The organism is Undibacterium pigrum (assembly GCF_003201815.1).
Classification (GTDB): Bacteria; Pseudomonadota; Gammaproteobacteria; order Burkholderiales; family Burkholderiaceae_D; genus Undibacterium; species Undibacterium pigrum.
In genome coordinates this window covers 180242-196739 of record NZ_QJKB01000001.1, presented here as the reverse complement: position 1 = coordinate 196739, position 16498 = coordinate 180242, and the positions used below count along the sequence as shown (strand labels likewise).

The following is a 16498-nucleotide window of genomic DNA, read 5'->3' as shown; positions in this document are numbered from 1 at the left end:
ATCGAAAATGAAATTGGAATCTTCAGCCCCACATTATCGCATGCGTATCGTCACTTCACTGAGCGAGATCGCACCTTCACTTTGGGATAGCCTGGTGGCAGACCAGACGCATGCCAATCCATTTTTGTCTTATGCTTTTTTGAGTGCACTTGAGGAATCAGGTTCAGCAATTGAAAAAACCGGCTGGCAAACCTGCTTCATCACCATCTGGGACGGTGAACAACTGGAAGCTGCCCTGCCGCTTTACGAAAAAACGCATTCTTACGGCGAATATGTATTTGACTGGGCCTGGGCCAGGGCTTTCGAACGTCATGGTTATGACTATTATCCCAAATTGCTGTCTGCTATTCCATTCACGCCTGTGACAGGCAGCCGCTTGCTGGCCCGCAGCGAGGTCGCCCAAAGAGCCTTGATCGCTTCCTTGCAAGAACTGCAGATGGCTGGAGAATATTCTTCCAGCCATCTGCTTTTCCTGCCTGAAGCGCAGGCAGAATTGCTCAAGGAAGAAGGCTATCTATTGCGCAAGGCCGTGCAGTTCCACTGGGAAAATCAGGGCTATCAATGCTTCGATGATTTTCTCGACACACTGGATAAAAAGAAGCGCAAGAACATCCGCGCAGAGCGCAGAAAAGTGCAGGAAGCTGGCATAGAATTCAGGCATGTACGCGGTCAGGAGATGCAGGACGACGACTGGCGGTTTTTTAAAAGTTGTTATGACCAGACTTATGAAGAACATCATTCCACGCCTTACCTGAACCTGGATTTTTTCTTGCGCATAGGCAAAACTATGCCTGAAAATATCCATCTTATTATTGCATTGCGCGACGGCAATAAAATAGCAGCCTCTTTAGTGATACATGATACGCAACGCCTGTATGGGCGCTATTGGGGTTGCCTGGAAACACACGCCTGCCTGCACTTCGAAACAGCTTACTACCAATCTATAGAATTTTGCATACAAGAAAGAATTGCCATTTTTGAAGGCGGCGCACAAGGCGAACACAAGATGGCACGCGGCTTTTTGCCCACGACTACCTGGTCCGCCCACCATCTGAGTCATGCAGAATTTTCTGATGCAGTTTCCAATTTCCTCGAACGAGAATCGCAGGATATTGCGCTATATCTGGATGATTTGCATGAGCATACGCCCTACAAAACCCTGAAACACATTGAAGCAAGCGCCACTTGAATTTTCGACGGGATCAAGGCATCCTGTCGCAATGCAAAATAATTTTATATCCACACCAAATACGCCCTCTGCCGCATTGCCGACCAAACGCGTAGGACGCTTTTATCTGAGCGAGCGTATAGGTATGGGATCAAATGGCGCGGTGTACAGGGGTCACGATCCTGTCATAGACCGCGATGTCGCCATAAAAATATTTAGTGCAGGCAACAATGCTGCCGACAAGAAACAACGAGAACAGCAATTCATCAATGAAGCTCGTGCTGCTGGCAGACTATCTCACCCTAATATTGTGACTATTTTCGACGCATCGAGTGAAGGTGGTACAGCATTTATTGCGATGGAGTTTCTGCAAGGCAAGGATTTGCGGCACTTACTTGCCGAAGGCAAACAATTCGATATCATAGAGACGACCAACCTCATACAAAAAGTCGCAGAAGCTTTAGCCTATGCTCATGCCAATGGGGTGATACATCGCGACATCAAACCTGCCAATATTTTTGTACTGCCTAATCAACACCCGAAAGTCGTGGACTTTGGCATAGCGCGCGCACCAAATCGCGTGCTGGATGAAACCCGCGAACAAGCCCATACCCTGTTTAATAACAATATCCTGGGAACCCCCAATTACATGTCACCAGAACAGGCGAATGGCAAGCAAGTCAATGCACTGACTGATGTGTATTCCCTCGGCACTGTCATGTATGAAATGTTGACTGGACAAAAGCCTTTTCAGTCGCAGGATGTAGACAAATTATTGCAACAGATTGTAAGTAAAGTAGCAAAATACCCCTCTGAAGTTCGCCCCAGCATCCCCGATTCCTTATCCAAAATCGTCATGAAAGCCATGCAAAAAGACCCTGCCGCACGCTATGAAAGTGCAGCAGAACTTTCTTTGGCTTTGGAAAAATTTCTGGAACGCGACAAAAAATTGAAGCGCAAACGTCAAAAACAGGGAGACGAGTCGAGCAACTACAGAGATGATGAAGACAAGCAGCCAAGCTCCTGGTTAAGCTGGCTGGCAGTTGCTTTTGCTGTTGCTGGAGTTGCAGCCTATTTCATGCATAGATTTTAAGTGCTTTAACGAAGCTAACAAAGCAAAGCGCAAAAACAAAAAAGCTGCGATCTCAACTGAATCGCAGCTTTTTTATTTGAATCAGCTAAGCTATTACGCTTCTGCTTTATTGAAATTTTCTACACCTTCCAGGATTTCTGCCCTGGCATCATCTGGACCGCCCCAGCCTTCAATTTTGACCCATTTGCCTTTTTCCAGATCTTTGTAGTGCTCAAAGAAATGCTGGATTTGACGCAGGCGCAGTTCATTCAGATCTTCCGGTTTTTGCCAGTGTGTGTAGATAGGCAGAATCTTGTCTACAGGTACGGCCAATACTTTAGCGTCATTACCGGCTTCATCCGTCATTTTCAGGATGCCGATAGGACGGCAGCGCACAACCACACCCGGGATCAGCGGGAAAGGTGTGATAACCAGAACGTCGACCGGGTCACCATCACCAGCCAGCGTTTGCGGTACATAACCGTAGTTGCAAGGATAATGCATGGCAGTACCCATGAAACGATCTACAAAAATTGCGCCAGTGTCTTTATCAACTTCGTATTTGATAGGGTCACCGTTCATAGGGATTTCGATAATGACGTTAAAGTCATTTGGCAGATCACGACCTGCTGGTACTTTATTCAAGCTCATCTTGCACTTTCTGTATAAGTATCAATAGAAGAAATGGTTTGGGCGTGATTATATAGTTTTTCAAAGCAGAATTGTGCGATGCAACAGGCATCAATACAATTTAACATGCACTTGTAAACACGTATACGATCAATTTCCTCATAACATGGTGGCAATCGCACATTGGCGATAATGGCTGGCAGCTTCTTCCGGCTGCCCCAGTGCCTCATGCAATTGTGCCAGCTTCAGATTGGCTTCCCGCACAGTACGCGGATCTACTGCATCTGATAAGGCTTGCTCCATATGCCTTTGTGCCTTACCCCATAATTTTTGGCGTAAACATAGTGTACCAAGGGTCAGGGCCAGTTCAGGATCAGTAGGATACTGCTCTGACCATTTTTCACAATGTTCAATTTGTGACAACAAGGCAGCCGAGCCTTCTGAAGCGGCCGCATCACGGTAGGCGCGCATCAGGCGCTCATCCCATTCTTCCACCAGTGCTTTTTCGACGATGCCACGGGCGTCATCAAATAGACCGTGAGAATTGAAGGCGGCGGCAGCGGTAGAAGCGACGAATGCAGATTTGCGGTCAGCTTGCGGAATTTCATACCAGACCCGGCGTATCGATTCGGCATCATGGCCCTGGTTTTTCAGCAAATCTTCATAAGCCAGTTCACGCAAACGCTGGGACAGCGCCGGATGCAGGGCTCTATGCTTGTCGAGGGTTCGGACCAGCTTCAATACTTCCTGCCATTTGTGCGCTTGCTGATTGGCTTTCAGGGCCCAGCGCAATACCTGGATATGGCGCGTACCATTGGCATTCAATTCACGCACTGCTTCCAGTGCCTTGCCTGGCTGATGCTGATCCACCAGCAATTCAGTCATGCTGACCAGACGCGCCACCTTGTAAGCATTGTCTTGTTCCAGGCCAGCAAACCAGGAATCACGACGTTCAAACTGGCTCATATGATGGGCCGCACGCGCCCCTATCAATGAGGCAATAGAGGCATTGTCCGGCAATTCAGTCGCACGCATGGCGGCTTTTTCAGCGTGCCCAAAGCGGCCTTCAAACAGGGCCTTCAAAGCCTCGCGCAAAGCCTTGTTACTGTCTTTTTCACGCTTGGCCTGACGATACAAGGCAACCTTGCGTGGCATTTTCCTGGTCGTGAAGATGGCACGTATCACCAGGTAGATCAGCACAAAAACGACCAGCAACAGGAACAGGAAGAAGTTCAGGGACAAGTCTATCCGGTAAGGCGGAAAGAACAGAACTACGTTCCCGGGGTTATAACGGGCGCCCACGGCAAGGCCTACGGCGAGCGCGAACAGGATCAGAAGCCGGATAAAGATACGCATACTCTTATGGCTTCACTTTATAGTTACGTACCGCGTTCAGGCTTTCACCCAGGGTCGGCATTTCTATCGACAGATTACTACCCTGGACCTGGCGCAACAAGGCTTGCACGGTCTGTGTCTGCTTGGCACGGGTATCAAAATACTTGGCGATGGCGTCCTGTGCAGCAATCATATCGCTTCTGAAAATACTTTCATTTCTGGACAATAGTGCGAGCCTGGCGTTGAGCAAACGCAGCTTCAGGTTTTCGCGGGCGAAATAGGATTGTGATGGCGTCAGCAACAAGACATCAGGAGTTTCCACATTCCTGACGCGTATCAATTGCTTGACCTCATTCCACATTTCACTGGAAAAACTTTGCCAGCCATCTTGCAGGCGCATGGTCCAGGTGCTTTGTTCTACATCGTCAACCACTTTTTTGTCTGCCTTGGCACTGCCAGCAGACTTAGGCAAAACACGCAAAGGTGCTTTTGGTGGCGTTGCCGAGACGACTGATTTCTCATCCGCCCACAAAGGTATGTGGTCGATCTGGGCAATCACGCTGTCGAGACGCAAGGCCACTCCCGGCAAATCCAGGGCAGGCAAAGACTTCAATCTTTCTATGTCTTTGGCTATGGCGCGACGTATCGAAATAAATTGTGGTTTGTCGGATTTTGCCAGACGACCATCGGCATTTTGCAAGGCGATCAGGGCACCCTGTACATTGCCGGCCAATTGCAATTGCTGGCTGGCGGTGGCCAATACCTGCTCTATCTCGGCCAATGCCCAGTCATCACGATTCTTGGATAAATCCTGATACAACTGCTCCAGAGCCAGTTGCTGGCTCTGGGCTTCAGATTGCTTGCCTTCCAGCAGGATGACCTTGGACTGGATTTCTTTCGCAGTGTCTTGCACATTGCGCGCGAGTATCTTGGTTTCGCTGCTATTGGAGTCGGCAGTCTGCAAACGTTTGGCAACTTCGTCACGCAAACCACTGATCTGGTTTTGTGAAGACCACCAGTTGGCTGCCAATAAAATTGCCAGGACGCCGGATACCAGATAGGCAGGATGATTCCAGCCTGGCTCTTTAGCCTCTCTGGGTTCCTTGCTGGCCTCCGCAGGCAAAACAGGGGCTGGCTGTCGTGCCGCAGCGTCGACAGTACTTGCCGTTACGACGGCTTCGGGATTTGATTGCTGTTCACTCATAGACGAGATTGTAACGCGACAAGCAGTTGTTCGTCGCCAGAAGCTGTTAAGGTTATGGATAGAAACCCCAGAGACTTTGCGGTTTCTTCGATACGGCTATGTGGCACCAGCAAATGTTGCCGTTGCATTTTTGCCACGCCGTCAATTAAATTTAATCCTGCTACATAGTCACACAAATTACGTAAAGCTTCTGAGCTGGTGATGATCCAGTCATTCTGATTTTCAAGAAGTTGTGCCAAATGCTTTTCATTTTCATCATTTAAAGTCGGCTTGACCCTGCGGTAAGCAGCGACCTGTACGACTTCTATGCCATGTGCACGCAAGGCATCAGCCAACAACTCCCGACCTGATTCACCGCGCACGATCAGGACTTTCTGGCCACGCAAGGCATCCAGGTCAAGTTCGGCAAGCAGGGTTTCAGAATCTGTCTTGCGCACATTGCGGGGGCGTAAAACAGTCGCCGTCTGGTCGTTGACACCATATTCTGCCAGTTTTGTCCGGCTGCCCTCACCCATAACGGCAAACGTCAGTTCTGGCGGCAAACTAGTGAGGTGGCGAAAAAAAGCATCAATCGCATTCGGGCTGACAAAGGCAATCAGGGCATAGTCTTGTAAACGTCCTAATTGCTCGATCAGAGCAGTATTGTCTTCCAGTGCCTCGATTTCCAGCAAAGGGAAATGTGCTACCGCACGCCCCATTGCCTGTACTTGCCTGGCAAAGTCCTGAGCCTGTGCCCATGGGCGTGTCAGTACGACCTGCCTGGCGTGTGCGTGCTGAGTGACATTCTGGTTCTGCATGCGATGCTATATCACTCTGTAATCTGGGCTTTGCAAACCGCCAGTATGGCTTCAGCGTCCTGCGCAGACAAGGCTTGTGCGAGTTTCAAGCCCAGTTCTTGCGGCTGGTCTGCTGCCCCTGCTGCTTCTGCTCTGGCAATGCGAGTGCCATCAGGTGTTGCCACCATGGCTCTGATCTGCATCTGCCCCTGGCTGACTGTGGCAAATGCCGCCAGCGGGATTTGGCAACTGCCACCAAAAGCCTTGGATACGGTGCGCTCTGCCGTCACTGCCTGCGCTGTCTCAGTATGATTCAAGGCAGCCAGCATTATTTGCAGCTCTGGTCTGTTATCGGGTATTTCTATCGCCATGGCACCCTGCCCTGCGGCTGGCAGGCTGTCTTCAGGGTCCAGGCAGGCACGAATACGTTCCGGCACACCAAGGCGCTTGAGGCCAGCAGCGGCCAGGATGATGGCCGCGTATTCGCCATTATCGAGCTTGCGCAAACGGGTGTCGAGATTGCCGCGCAAAGGCCGTATCACCAGATGGGGGTAACGCGCAGAAATCAAGGCCTGGCGACGCAGGCTGCTGGTGCCGACGACAGCACCTGAAGGCAAATCATCCAGTCCGGCATAATCATTGGAGACAAAGGCATCACGCGGATCTTCACGTTCCAGTATGGCGGCCAGCATGAAACCTTCAGGCAAGTCCATGGGTACATCCTTGAGCGAATGCACAGCCAGGTCAGCACGGCCCTCTGCCATGGCGACTTCAAGCTCCTTGACGAACAAACCTTTGCCCCCCACTTTGGAGAGTGCACGGTCAAGTATCTGGTCACCACGGGTTGTCATACCCAGGATCTCTATCTGCCAATCAGGGTACAGTGCGGCCAGACGGTCACGCACATGTTCTGCCTGCCACATTGCCAGACGGCTTTCGCGTGAGGCAATAATCAATTTTTTAGAACTTGAAGATGTCAAAATAAGGCTACTTTCAACTATAAAAGCGAGATACAAAAACCAGGCACGATTTTATCATCCCAGGAAATGACTTTATAAGTAATTCAGATGACAAGATGATAGTTTTCAATGAATTAAATTAAATGCAGGGACAGAATGCGTGCCGAAGCATGACAAATCTGGTCAAACTTGACACAGCCAGCCTGAAAACGGCATCATAGCCACAGAACACGCCTTGATATACGTCATGCCGCTCATGATTCAGCGGCTTTTTTACGTATACTTAGCTATTTTTCACCGCACTACCCAATTGGATTAAGCATGCTCCCTGGTACTGAAGATAAAAAACACCTGATACTGACGGGTGACCGCCCTACTGGTCCCCTGCACCTCGGCCATTATGTTGGTAGCCTGCGCAACCGCGTCAAATTCCAGAACCAGTATGAGCAATACATCATGCTGGCAGATGCCCAGGCATTGACTGACAATATGGAAAACCCGGCCAAGGTACATGACAATGTCATGGAAGTGGCACTGGATTATCTGGCAGTAGGCATAGATCCGGTCAAATCAACTATCCTGATCCAGTCGCAAATTCCTGAGTTGACGGAATTGACTTTCTACTACCTCAATCTGGTCACAGTAGCCCGTCTGGAACGCAATCCGACGATCAAACAAGAAATCACTTTGCGCAATTTTGAGCGCGACATACCTGCCGGCTTCCTGACTTACCCTGTCAGCCAGGCAGCAGATATCAGCGCCTTCAAGGCCAGTCTGGTACCGGTCGGTGAAGACCAGATACCGATGATAGAACAGACCAATGAAATCGTGCGTCGCTTCAACCGTCTGGCAAATAAAGACATACTGGTTGAATGCCAGGCGCTCGTACCTGAAATTGGCCGCCTGCCAGGTGTCGATGGCAAGGCCAAGATGAGCAAGTCACTGGGCAATGTCATCAACCTGAATTTTTCACCTGCAGAAATCAAGGCAGCAGTGCGCAATGTCTATACCGACCCGCTGCATCTGCGCGTGGCTGACCCTGGCCACCTGGAAGGTAATGTTGCCTTTATGTACCTTGATGCCTTCGACGAAGACAAAGCTGGCCTGCAAGAAATGAAAGACCATTATGTTCGTGGCGGTCTGGGTGACAGCATCGTCAAAGCCCGTCTGGAAGGTATCTTGCAGGATTTGTTGAAACCGATACGTGAACGCCGTGAAGAATTTGCCAAGGACCGTGGTCAGGTTTTGCAAATACTCAAGGAAGGCACGCGCAAGGCACGTGAAATTGCTGCGCAAACGACCGATGAAGTCAGAGCAGCAATAGGCTTGAAACACTTTTAAACTCACTGTCCTCATCTACCGGGGGATTCTCCCCCCGGGCTTTCTTTTTACCTTTGGGCGAAAACTTTATGAGCGGAACTGACTTTCATCTGACACTCAGTTCTGCCCGCGCCCTGCATCTGGCAGCACAAGGCCTGCTACAGCCACCTCCGCGCAAAACTGGCAAAGAAGATGTATTGGCTTGCATACGCAATATGTCAGCGCTGCAGATCGATACGATCAATGTCGTCGCACGCAGCCCTTACCTCGTGCTATGGAGCCGCCTTGGGCACTATGAACATGCCTGGCTCAATGAATTACTGGAAGAAGGCCATCTGTTTGAATACTGGTCGCATGAGGCCTGTTTTCTGCCTATAGAAGACTATGGTTTGTACCGTCATCAAATGGTGTCGCCGCAAGGACTGGGCTGGAAATACAACCACAAGTGGCTCAAGGAAAATGCCGCCCAGGTAGAAGCCATACGCCAGCATATACGTGACAAGGGTGCCAGCCGTTCTGCCGACTTTGAACGCACTGATGGCAAGAGTGGTGGCTGGTGGGAATGGAAGCCGGAAAAACGCTCACTGGAAGTCTTGTTCACGACAGGTGAAGTGATGGTGGCCAAACGCCACAACTTCCAGCGCATCTATGATTTGCGTGAGCGCGTGCATCCAAAATGGAATGACAAAAAACATCTGCGTTCGCCTGCAGAATGCGAACGCACGCAGGTCTTGCAGGCAGTGCGCGCACTGGGCATTTGCAAAGCCAGCTGGATGGCAGATTATTTTCGCATGGGTAAATTCGATGCAAAAAACCAGCCCGCACAACTCGTCAAAGAAGGCCTGCTAATACCGGTGCAGATAGAAAATCAGGAGCAACTTTTCTATGTTCATCCAGATCGTCTGGATACACTGCAAGGTGCTCAGGATAATCAACTCAAGGCAACAGCCACCCGAATACTTTCGCCGTTTGACCCGGTAGTCTGGGACAGAAAACGCGCCATAGAATTATTTGATTTTGACTACAAACTCGAATGTTATACGCCCGCTCCAAAACGACGCTACGGCTACTTCACCTTGCCAATATTGCGCAGAGGCGCGTTGATAGGTCGCATGGATGCCAAAGCCCATCGCAAGGACGGCTTGTTCGAAATCAAGGCCCTGCATATGGAACCTGGTGTGCGCACTTCCCAGGCATTAGCCACTGACCTTGGCAAAACCCTACGCGAATTTGCCAGCTGGCATGATTGCGCCAACATCCAGCTACAACACTGCAACTCGCCAGAGCTATTCCAGCTACTCAGTACAGAATTTTAAGTCATGCATCTGTAAAAAGCACAATATTGTGGCAATGCATTGCTACTTTATTGTGCATTTTTTCTTATTTCCCTTGTTTGAAATCAAGGCAGATGTGACAATTCAAGTGCAGTCTGAAGCCACATTTCAGGGGATACATCATGTACAAACGCATATTGTTACCAACCGATGGTTCAGAACTGTCACATGCCTGCGTCACGGCGGGACTGGAATTTGCTCAGCAACTGCAGGCTGAAGTAGTTGCCGTCTATGTTGCGGGCAATTATCAATACCCACTGTATGTCGATATCCTGCCGCCCAATGGCCCTACTGAAGAAGAGTACCAGGCAGCCATGCAAACCCTGGCGGAAAGCTACCTGCAACCCGTCAGAGAGGCGGCCGCAGCCGCAGGACTGGCCTGCCAGCAAGTCATACAATTCAATGATTCCACCGCAAAAGAAATTGTTCATACTGCCCAGGAATATGCCTGCGACCTGATCTTCATGGGTTCGCACGGTCGCAGCGGCCTGGGGCAATTCATTCTTGGCAGCGTTACCACCAAGGTATTGTCATTGTGCCTGATACCGGTACTGGTACACAGGATCAAGCATCACTGAACGAGACTGAGTCACACATCAGCACAGGCTACAGTACAATAGTGGAAATTCTTGTCCAGGCACAAACTTGTGCCTGACATGCCACTGAACATGTATTGCACTCCTATCGCCCTATGACCCGCATCTTGATCGCCGACGACCATACCATCATGCGTGAGGGACTCAAACGCATACTTGAAGGTATAGAAGATATACAAGTAGTTGCCGAAGCAGTAGATGGTTTTGATACCCTGGAAAAAGTACGCAACACTGAATTTGATGTCTTGCTGATGGACCTGTCCATGCCTGGCCGTAGCGGGGTAGACCTGATACGCCAGATCAAGGATGAGTTCCCCAAGCTGCCCATACTGATACTTACCATGCATGAAGAAGAGCAGTATGCCGTGCGTGCCATACGCGCCGGTGCACGTGGCTACCTGACCAAGGAAAGCGCAGGCACGCAACTGGTGACGGCCTTGCGCAAAGTGGCTTCTGGCCGCCCCTACATCAGCATAGAAGTAGCAGAACAACTGGCCATGAGTGCCATGCCAGCCGATGACAGCCAGCCGCACACCAGTCTGTCTGACCGTGAGTTTGAAGTATTTACCCATCTCGTCAAAGGCAAGTCCATTACCGAAATCGGAGAGCTTTTGCATTTGAGCGTGAAGACCGTAAGCACACATAAAACCCGTATCATGCAAAAAATGAATATGAGTAATTTGTCTGACCTGGTGCAATACGCCGTTGCGCACCATCTCTTGCAACCACAAGCCTGACCCTCCCCCGCAAGTTCCCTTCCCAGCATAGTTGATACAGTGCGGCCAGTCTGGGCAGGATGGCTTGCGCTTCGCCATTTTGCGCCTCATCAGTTGACGCCATTGCTCTCTAGAACTCATTTCATAAATAGGATGAGTGCGAACAAGACGATTTGGGATGCAGTGCAAGGCCTCAGGTGTTTCCCTTCTGCAGCTAAGGCTCCTGCCTTAGCAAAGGAGGGGTGGCTCACTACGCGCTGCAATGCGCCCAAATCGTCAGTTCACTAAGGGTTTGCCTCATAACGCGCGCTGGACTGCGTTGGACTCGTTATCAATAGCACCGCTATTGATCGCCTCGTCCCCTTGCAGGGCGCATGTGCGCTGGTAAGCGCACATCGTACGCAGGCGTGCAACATGTTGCACGAAACCCCTGCTTTACCCTTACCAGCCCACGTTATGAGGCAAACGCATCTCACCCTATTTATGAAATGAGTTCTAGGAATATTCCTACCCTGGCAGCGCCAAATCTGACAGTTCAAATCAGCATCCCCTGATTTAAATCAAAGCCCGCGCTCACGATAATAGAGCCTGAGCAAACAAGCACAGCAAGCCACAACATGAACCTCTACATCGTTGAAGATTCAGTCCTGATTCAAAACCGTTTGGTACGGTTTGTTGAAGAAGTGCCTGGCATGCACGTACTGGGGGTAGCAAGTGATATGGGTAGCGCCTACCAGGCACTGCTGGGCAATGATGCCGATGCCCTGATACTGGACATCCAGCTCGCCGATGGCAATGGTTTGCAGTTGCTAAAAAATATAAAGCAAAGCAAGCCCGGCATCAAGGTAGTGGTGCTGACCAATCATGCAACAGAAAACAACCGCCAGCATGCCTTGCGTGCCGGCGCAGATGGTTTTCTGGACAAGTCCACCGACTTTGCCTTGCTACAAGATTATCTGCTGCGTTGGCAGTAACCGGATTCGAATCATCATTTAACTAATGTCGCACACCTTTCAAGGGGATTACCATGACTACAGCAGCCATCACTAAGAGTAACAGCAGTCTGTCTTCAGTTATCAGCAAAAATGCATTTCCGGTCGTCTCCAATGAAGCCGGGTGGCGCTGCCACGGCAACCTCTGGTCCAACCTGCGTGAAGTGTGTGAACTCTTGCGCATACCTACTCCCGCAGCCTCTGCCGATGAAGAAGTGCTGTTCCAGCACGTACGCTATAAAGCAGGTCAAAGAGTGCATACCATAGGCCAGGATTTTGACACCCTCTACATCGTTAATTCCGGTTTCCTGAAAACCGTGCTCATTGATGAATATGGCAATGAGCAAGTGTTGAGCTTTCCCATGAAAGGGGATTTGCTGGGCATAGATGGCATACACAACCAGCATCACGCTTCTGAAGCCGTCGCCCTGTCTGATTGCGATATCATCCTCATGCCTTACAAGACTTTCTCTGCACTGGGCCGCACTTATGCAGAACTGGAACAAGCCATGTTCAGCGTCATGAGTCGTGAACTGGTACGTGAGCAAATCATGATAGGCATGCTGAGCGCCCTGAGTGCAGAAGCCAAAGTGGCGCGTTTCCTGACTACACTGGGTGAACGCTTCAGTCAGCTCGGTTATTCTGGCAAATCTTTCAATTTGCGCATGACACGTCACGAAATTGGCAGTTATCTGGGCCTGACACTGGAAACCGTCAGCCGTACCCTGTCAGCCTTTAATGAAATGGGCATGATCAGTGTTGATCAACGCCAGATCGCCCTGCTGGACGTGCCTGCACTGAAAACCCTGCGCCGCCTGCCACCTGCCAAGGCGCGCATCAAAGTCAGTGAAAAAGTATCTGCTTTAGTTGGCAAGAATTTATTACCGCAATGGGGCAAAGAAGTTGCCGTTGCTTTAAATTAGTGTAAGCTTTAACAAGTAGGTACATGCCTTTGCTGGATTTTTCCGGGATTTTTCCCCTGGCTTATGCAGCAAAAGCATCACTGAATTTGTTTTTTTTCCACGATTTAAGATCAAGGAGCAAAACATGCCATACAAAACCATCCTGGTTCATATTGATGAATCTGAACGTTCTAATTTTCGCGTCCGCGTCGCTGCAGAAATTGCCAACAAGGACGAAGCCCATCTGGTAGGCACTGCAGTGACGGGTGTCTCACGCTTCATCTACCAGGATGGCAATATCAGCGCGAATGACCCCAATCTGACCATACATTTGAATTATCTGCGTGAACGTGCAGAAAAAGCGGTAGACAACTTTAATCAGCAGGCCCAGTCCAGCGGTGTCAATTCTTTCGAAAGCATGATCGCCAATGATGAAGCTGGCGGCGGTATAGGTTTGCAGGCCAGATATAGCGACCTGGTGGTCATAGGCCAGACCAATCGCGATGAACCCTCACCTTCGGTGCTGCCAGACTTTCCCGAATACCTTATCATGAATTCAGGACGCCCCATATTGATCATCCCTTATGTCGGCGATTTCACAACCGTTGGAAAGCGCCCCCTGATCGCCTGGGATGCCAGTCGCGAATCAACACGCGCCATTACCGATGCCATTCCCCTGCTGCGACGTGCTGACCTGGTCCAGGTCGCGATCTTCAATCCCAAGACCGTGCCAGACAGCCATGGCGAACAACCCGGGGCGGATATCGCCCTGTACCTGGCACGACATGGTATCAAGGTAGAAGTCGGTGTGCATAAAACTTCTACCGATATTGGCAATGCCCTGCTCTCGCTGGCGCATGATCTTGATAGTGATATGCTGGTCATGGGTGGCTACGGCCATTCGCGTTTCCGCGAAATGATCATGGGTGGCGTTACCCGCACTATTTTACAAAGCATGACTGTACCCGTACTTATGTCACATTAGTCTGGCTTCAGCCTTGCCCAAATGACACTCCCACACTGGAGTGTCATTTTCATTTGTAGCATCAGTATCGTGAACTGCCCTTAAAATACCCGTTCTCTTTTCCTACAATAAAAACATATGGCACATGAATACCCCGGACTGACAAGCGCCCGCTGGATAGCGGGTACGCTCGCTATCCTTTCCCTCATCCTGTGGCTCAATCATGACAGCTTGTCTGCCATACGTATGCCCGCCCCTCTACCTGTACATACGGTATTGGAAACCATCACCATCGTCATTTTTACATCGGTGTTTATCGTGTGCTGGAATGCCTTTGGCGGCGCAAGGAAAAAGAGCAGTGTCATCCTGGCGGTCGCCTTTTTGTGCACTGCCATCCTGGGTTTCATGCACGCCATCAGCTTTCAGGGTATGCCAGGTTTTCCTGCTGCTGAGGATATGCACAAGTCCCTGCTATTCTGGCTGCTGTCGCGTTCCTTCATCGCCACTACCTTGCTGGGTCTGGCACTGGCACCGGAAGATTCAGAAGTCAGCCCGCGGCAGGCTTACTTTGTCCTGATTGCCGGACTGCTGGCGACTGCAGGCTGGATGACGACGGTATTTATATTTCCGCACCTGTTGCCCCTGACTTATATCGAAGGCCAGGGACAAACTTCATTCAAGCTGGCCTGTGAAATTGGCCTGATAGCCATCAACCTGTTCACCGCCTACCAAATGAACAAACAGGGTGATGCCGTATCAACAACAAATGAACATGGAAGCCGCCTGCAAATTGAACCTGCCCCTCTGTTCCTGGCGGCCGTGTTATTGGCAATCTCGGAAGTGTATTTTGCCATTTACACCAATGGCTACGATATCTTCGTCGCGATTGGCCACGTATTCCAGTTGCTGGCAGCAATCGCCATCTATCGCGGCATGGTAGCAATTAATATTCATACTCCTTATGCGACCCTGGCTGAGACCAGCGAGAATCTGGCGCGTTCGGCAGAAGAACTAAGCATAGAGCGGGAGCGCCTGAGCCGCATGATAGATACCGCCATCGATGGCATTATCACTATCGATCAAACCCAGTCCATCATTCTGGTCAACCCTGCCGCTGCTGCCACTTTCGGTTATGACGTAGAAGATTTGCTGGGTGCCTCGCTCAACCTCGTACTGCCAGAACGCCATCGCAAAGTACACGGAAAACATGTAGAACAATTTGGAGAAACAGGTGAGACCCGCCGGAAGATGGGTGGTAATTTTGAAGATTTTTATGTCACCGGTGTCAAAGCCAATGGAGAAGAATTTCCCATCGAAGCCTCCATCTCCAGCCAGATAGAAAACGGCAAGCGTTTTTACACGGTCATTTTCCGCGACATTACCGAGCGCAAGGTCGCCAAAGAAAAAATGGCACTTTACCACGATGAACTGACGCAGTTATCAGCCGCCCTGCAAAGCATACGTGAAGAAGAACGCAAGCATATCGCACGCGAATTGCATGATGATCTTGGTCAGTTGCTGGCCGCCCTGCGCATGGACTTATCATTGCTGCAAAGGGACAGTGTGGTAACGGAAAAAACCCAGCAAACCATGAACAGCATGGACCAGTTGTTGCTGACTTCCATCACTACCCTGAGGCGTATCGCCACCGACCTCAGACCACGTGCTCTGGATGAAGGTGGTTTGTATTTTGCCCTGCAAACCCTGCAAAAGGATTTTTCCATCCGTCATGGCATAGACTGCGAATTGCAAGCCAATGAAGAACAGCTCGCGCTTGATGATGCACGCAGCACGGCCATCTTCCGCATCGTTCAAGAGTCACTGACGAATGTGGTCAGACATGCAGTTGCCACAGAAGTACAAATTATTTTTGAGCGCACTGCCAGCATGTTGAGTTTCAGCATTACTGACAATGGCAAGGGCATAGAAGCCGACGAAATGCGTAAATCAAGCTCCTTCGGTCTGGTCGGCATGCGCGAACGCGTCAAGGCCATGCATGGTGAATTTCTGGTGGATAGTCAGCCGGGTGAAGGAACCAGGCTAAAAATTAATTTGCCAATGAATTAAGTCAAGCCACTAAGCAAAGTAAATAAGTAAAGAAAATAAAGAAATTCAATAAGTTAAGCAAATTCGGCAGGCAAGCAGACTTGCAAAATCCAGTATAAGCTTACGGAAGTTCGCATTCTATTTTGGAGTTTTTTCATGTCAGTTTCGGCGCTCAGCAGCGGTCTTTCAGGACTCAAGGCCTATAGCACGGCTTTGGACAGCTCTGGCCATAATGTGGCGAATGCAAGTACCGCAGGCTTCATACCGCAACAAGCCAGCTTCCAGGAGCAGCCAGCCGGTGGTGTGATTGCCAACATCAGTAAGGAAGGCAGCAGCCTGGCATCTCAGGAATTGAGCGGTACTGATCTGGCAAATGAAATTGTGCAATCCTTGCAATTCAAGCTAGGTTTTGACTTGTCAGCAAAGGTCGTCAAAACAGCAGATGAAGTGCTGGGTACACTGATTGACATCAAGGCCTGAGATT

General features: G+C 50.1%; 16 protein-coding genes. 11 read left to right on the top strand and 5 right to left on the bottom strand.

Annotated elements, in window-relative coordinates:
• Nucleotides 1–7 precede the first annotated feature (7 nt).
• Nucleotides 8–1189 (top strand): GNAT family N-acetyltransferase, encoded by a 1182-nt coding sequence (locus tag DFR42_RS00940; RefSeq protein ID WP_110253083.1) that lies wholly within the window; start codon nt 8–10, stop codon nt 1187–1189.
• 31 nt (nt 1190–1220) lie between these two features.
• Nucleotides 1221–2261 carry a serine/threonine protein kinase gene (locus tag DFR42_RS00935; RefSeq protein ID WP_110253082.1) on the top strand — a complete coding sequence of 347 codons (1041 nt, stop codon included), beginning with the start codon at nt 1221–1223 and terminating at the stop codon, nt 2259–2261.
• 93 nt (nt 2262–2354) lie between these two features.
• On the opposite strand, the gene ppa is transcribed toward DFR42_RS00935, so the two are convergent.
• The 5 genes from ppa to hemC form a co-directional block, all read right to left on the bottom strand.
• A complete protein-coding gene (gene ppa / locus DFR42_RS00930; RefSeq protein WP_110253081.1) occupies nt 2355–2891 on the bottom strand; it encodes an inorganic diphosphatase in 537 nt (178 codons plus the stop codon).
• 138 nt (nt 2892–3029) lie between these two features.
• Nucleotides 3030–4226, bottom strand: a complete 1197-nt coding sequence (locus DFR42_RS00925) for a heme biosynthesis HemY N-terminal domain-containing protein (protein WP_110253080.1) — start codon at nt 4224–4226, stop codon at nt 3030–3032.
• A 4-nt stretch (nt 4227–4230) separates the two neighbouring features.
• The gene (locus DFR42_RS00920; RefSeq protein ID WP_110253079.1) at nt 4231–5409 is read right to left on the bottom strand and encodes a uroporphyrinogen-III C-methyltransferase; all 1179 of its coding nucleotides are present in this window, start codon (nt 5407–5409) and stop codon (nt 4231–4233) included.
• Nucleotides 5406–6206, bottom strand: a complete 801-nt coding sequence (locus DFR42_RS00915; protein WP_110253078.1) for a uroporphyrinogen-III synthase — start codon at nt 6204–6206, stop codon at nt 5406–5408. Before DFR42_RS00915 ends, DFR42_RS00920 begins: the two co-directional genes overlap by 4 nt.
• Nucleotides 6207–6217: 11 nt before the next feature.
• Nucleotides 6218–7165 (bottom strand): hydroxymethylbilane synthase, encoded by a 948-nt coding sequence (hemC, locus tag DFR42_RS00910; protein WP_281275103.1) that lies wholly within the window; start codon nt 7163–7165, stop codon nt 6218–6220.
• Nucleotides 7166–7465: 300 nt separating this feature from the next.
• Here hemC and trpS point away from each other — a divergent pair, with 300 nt between their 5' ends.
• The 9 genes from trpS (at nt 7466) to DFR42_RS00865 (ending at nt 16494) form a co-directional block, all read left to right on the top strand.
• Complete coding sequence (gene trpS / locus DFR42_RS00905) at nt 7466–8485, top strand: tryptophan--tRNA ligase (RefSeq protein WP_110253076.1); 1020 nt, start codon at nt 7466–7468, stop codon at nt 8483–8485.
• Nucleotides 8486–8553: 68 nt separating this feature from the next.
• Entirely contained in the window at nt 8554–9780 is a 1227-nt protein-coding gene (locus tag DFR42_RS00900) for a winged helix-turn-helix domain-containing protein (RefSeq protein WP_110253075.1), read from the top strand.
• A gap of 140 nt (nt 9781–9920) precedes the next feature.
• Nucleotides 9921–10376: a universal stress protein gene (locus tag DFR42_RS00895; protein ID WP_110253074.1), complete on the top strand. Its 456-nt coding sequence runs from the start codon at nt 9921–9923 to the stop codon at nt 10374–10376.
• Between the two features lie 113 nt (nt 10377–10489).
• Nucleotides 10490–11131 carry a response regulator gene (locus DFR42_RS00890; protein ID WP_110253073.1) on the top strand — a complete coding sequence of 214 codons (642 nt, stop codon included), beginning with the start codon at nt 10490–10492 and terminating at the stop codon, nt 11129–11131.
• Nucleotides 11132–11727: 596 nt separating this feature from the next.
• Entirely contained in the window at nt 11728–12084 is a 357-nt protein-coding gene (locus DFR42_RS00885; protein ID WP_110253072.1) for a response regulator, read from the top strand.
• Nucleotides 12085–12137: 53 nt separating this feature from the next.
• Nucleotides 12138–13025, top strand: a complete 888-nt coding sequence (locus tag DFR42_RS00880; protein ID WP_110253071.1) for a helix-turn-helix domain-containing protein — start codon at nt 12138–12140, stop codon at nt 13023–13025.
• 124 nt (nt 13026–13149) lie between these two features.
• Entirely contained in the window at nt 13150–13989 is an 840-nt protein-coding gene (locus DFR42_RS00875) for a universal stress protein (RefSeq protein WP_110253070.1), read from the top strand.
• 117 nt (nt 13990–14106) lie between these two features.
• A complete protein-coding gene (locus tag DFR42_RS00870; protein ID WP_110253069.1) occupies nt 14107–16035 on the top strand; it encodes an MASE3 domain-containing protein in 1929 nt (642 codons plus the stop codon).
• A 135-nt stretch (nt 16036–16170) separates the two neighbouring features.
• Nucleotides 16171–16494: a flagellar basal body rod C-terminal domain-containing protein gene (locus DFR42_RS00865; RefSeq protein WP_110253068.1), complete on the top strand. Its 324-nt coding sequence runs from the start codon at nt 16171–16173 to the stop codon at nt 16492–16494.
• The last annotated feature ends 4 nt before the right edge of the window (nt 16495–16498 follow it).

Bases quoted from the DNA above. Each gene is read 5' to 3' on its own strand.
- trpS (WP_110253076.1), top strand. From the start codon at position 7,466: ATGCTCCCTGGTACTGAAGATAAAAAACACCTGATACTGACGGGTGAC.
- DFR42_RS00865 (WP_110253068.1), top strand. From the start codon at position 16,171: ATGTCAGTTTCGGCGCTCAGCAGCGGTCTTTCAGGACTCAAGGCCTAT.
- DFR42_RS00935 (WP_110253082.1), top strand. From the start codon at position 1,221: ATGCAAAATAATTTTATATCCACACCAAATACGCCCTCTGCCGCATTG.
- DFR42_RS00885 (WP_110253072.1), top strand. From the start codon at position 11,728: ATGAACCTCTACATCGTTGAAGATTCAGTCCTGATTCAAAACCGTTTG.
- DFR42_RS00880 (WP_110253071.1), top strand. From the start codon at position 12,138: ATGACTACAGCAGCCATCACTAAGAGTAACAGCAGTCTGTCTTCAGTT.
- DFR42_RS00915 (WP_110253078.1), bottom strand. From the start codon at position 6,206: ATGCAGAACCAGAATGTCACTCAGCACGCACACGCCAGGCAGGTCGTA.
- DFR42_RS00895 (WP_110253074.1), top strand. From the start codon at position 9,921: ATGTACAAACGCATATTGTTACCAACCGATGGTTCAGAACTGTCACAT.
- DFR42_RS00940 (WP_110253083.1), top strand. From the start codon at position 8: ATGAAATTGGAATCTTCAGCCCCACATTATCGCATGCGTATCGTCACT.
- DFR42_RS00875 (WP_110253070.1), top strand. From the start codon at position 13,150: ATGCCATACAAAACCATCCTGGTTCATATTGATGAATCTGAACGTTCT.
- DFR42_RS00925 (WP_110253080.1), bottom strand. From the start codon at position 4,226: ATGCGTATCTTTATCCGGCTTCTGATCCTGTTCGCGCTCGCCGTAGGC.
- DFR42_RS00900 (WP_110253075.1), top strand. From the start codon at position 8,554: ATGAGCGGAACTGACTTTCATCTGACACTCAGTTCTGCCCGCGCCCTG.
- DFR42_RS00890 (WP_110253073.1), top strand. From the start codon at position 10,490: ATGACCCGCATCTTGATCGCCGACGACCATACCATCATGCGTGAGGGA.
- DFR42_RS00920 (WP_110253079.1), bottom strand. From the start codon at position 5,409: ATGAGTGAACAGCAATCAAATCCCGAAGCCGTCGTAACGGCAAGTACT.
- DFR42_RS00870 (WP_110253069.1), top strand. From the start codon at position 14,107: ATGGCACATGAATACCCCGGACTGACAAGCGCCCGCTGGATAGCGGGT.
- ppa (WP_110253081.1), bottom strand. From the start codon at position 2,891: ATGAGCTTGAATAAAGTACCAGCAGGTCGTGATCTGCCAAATGACTTT.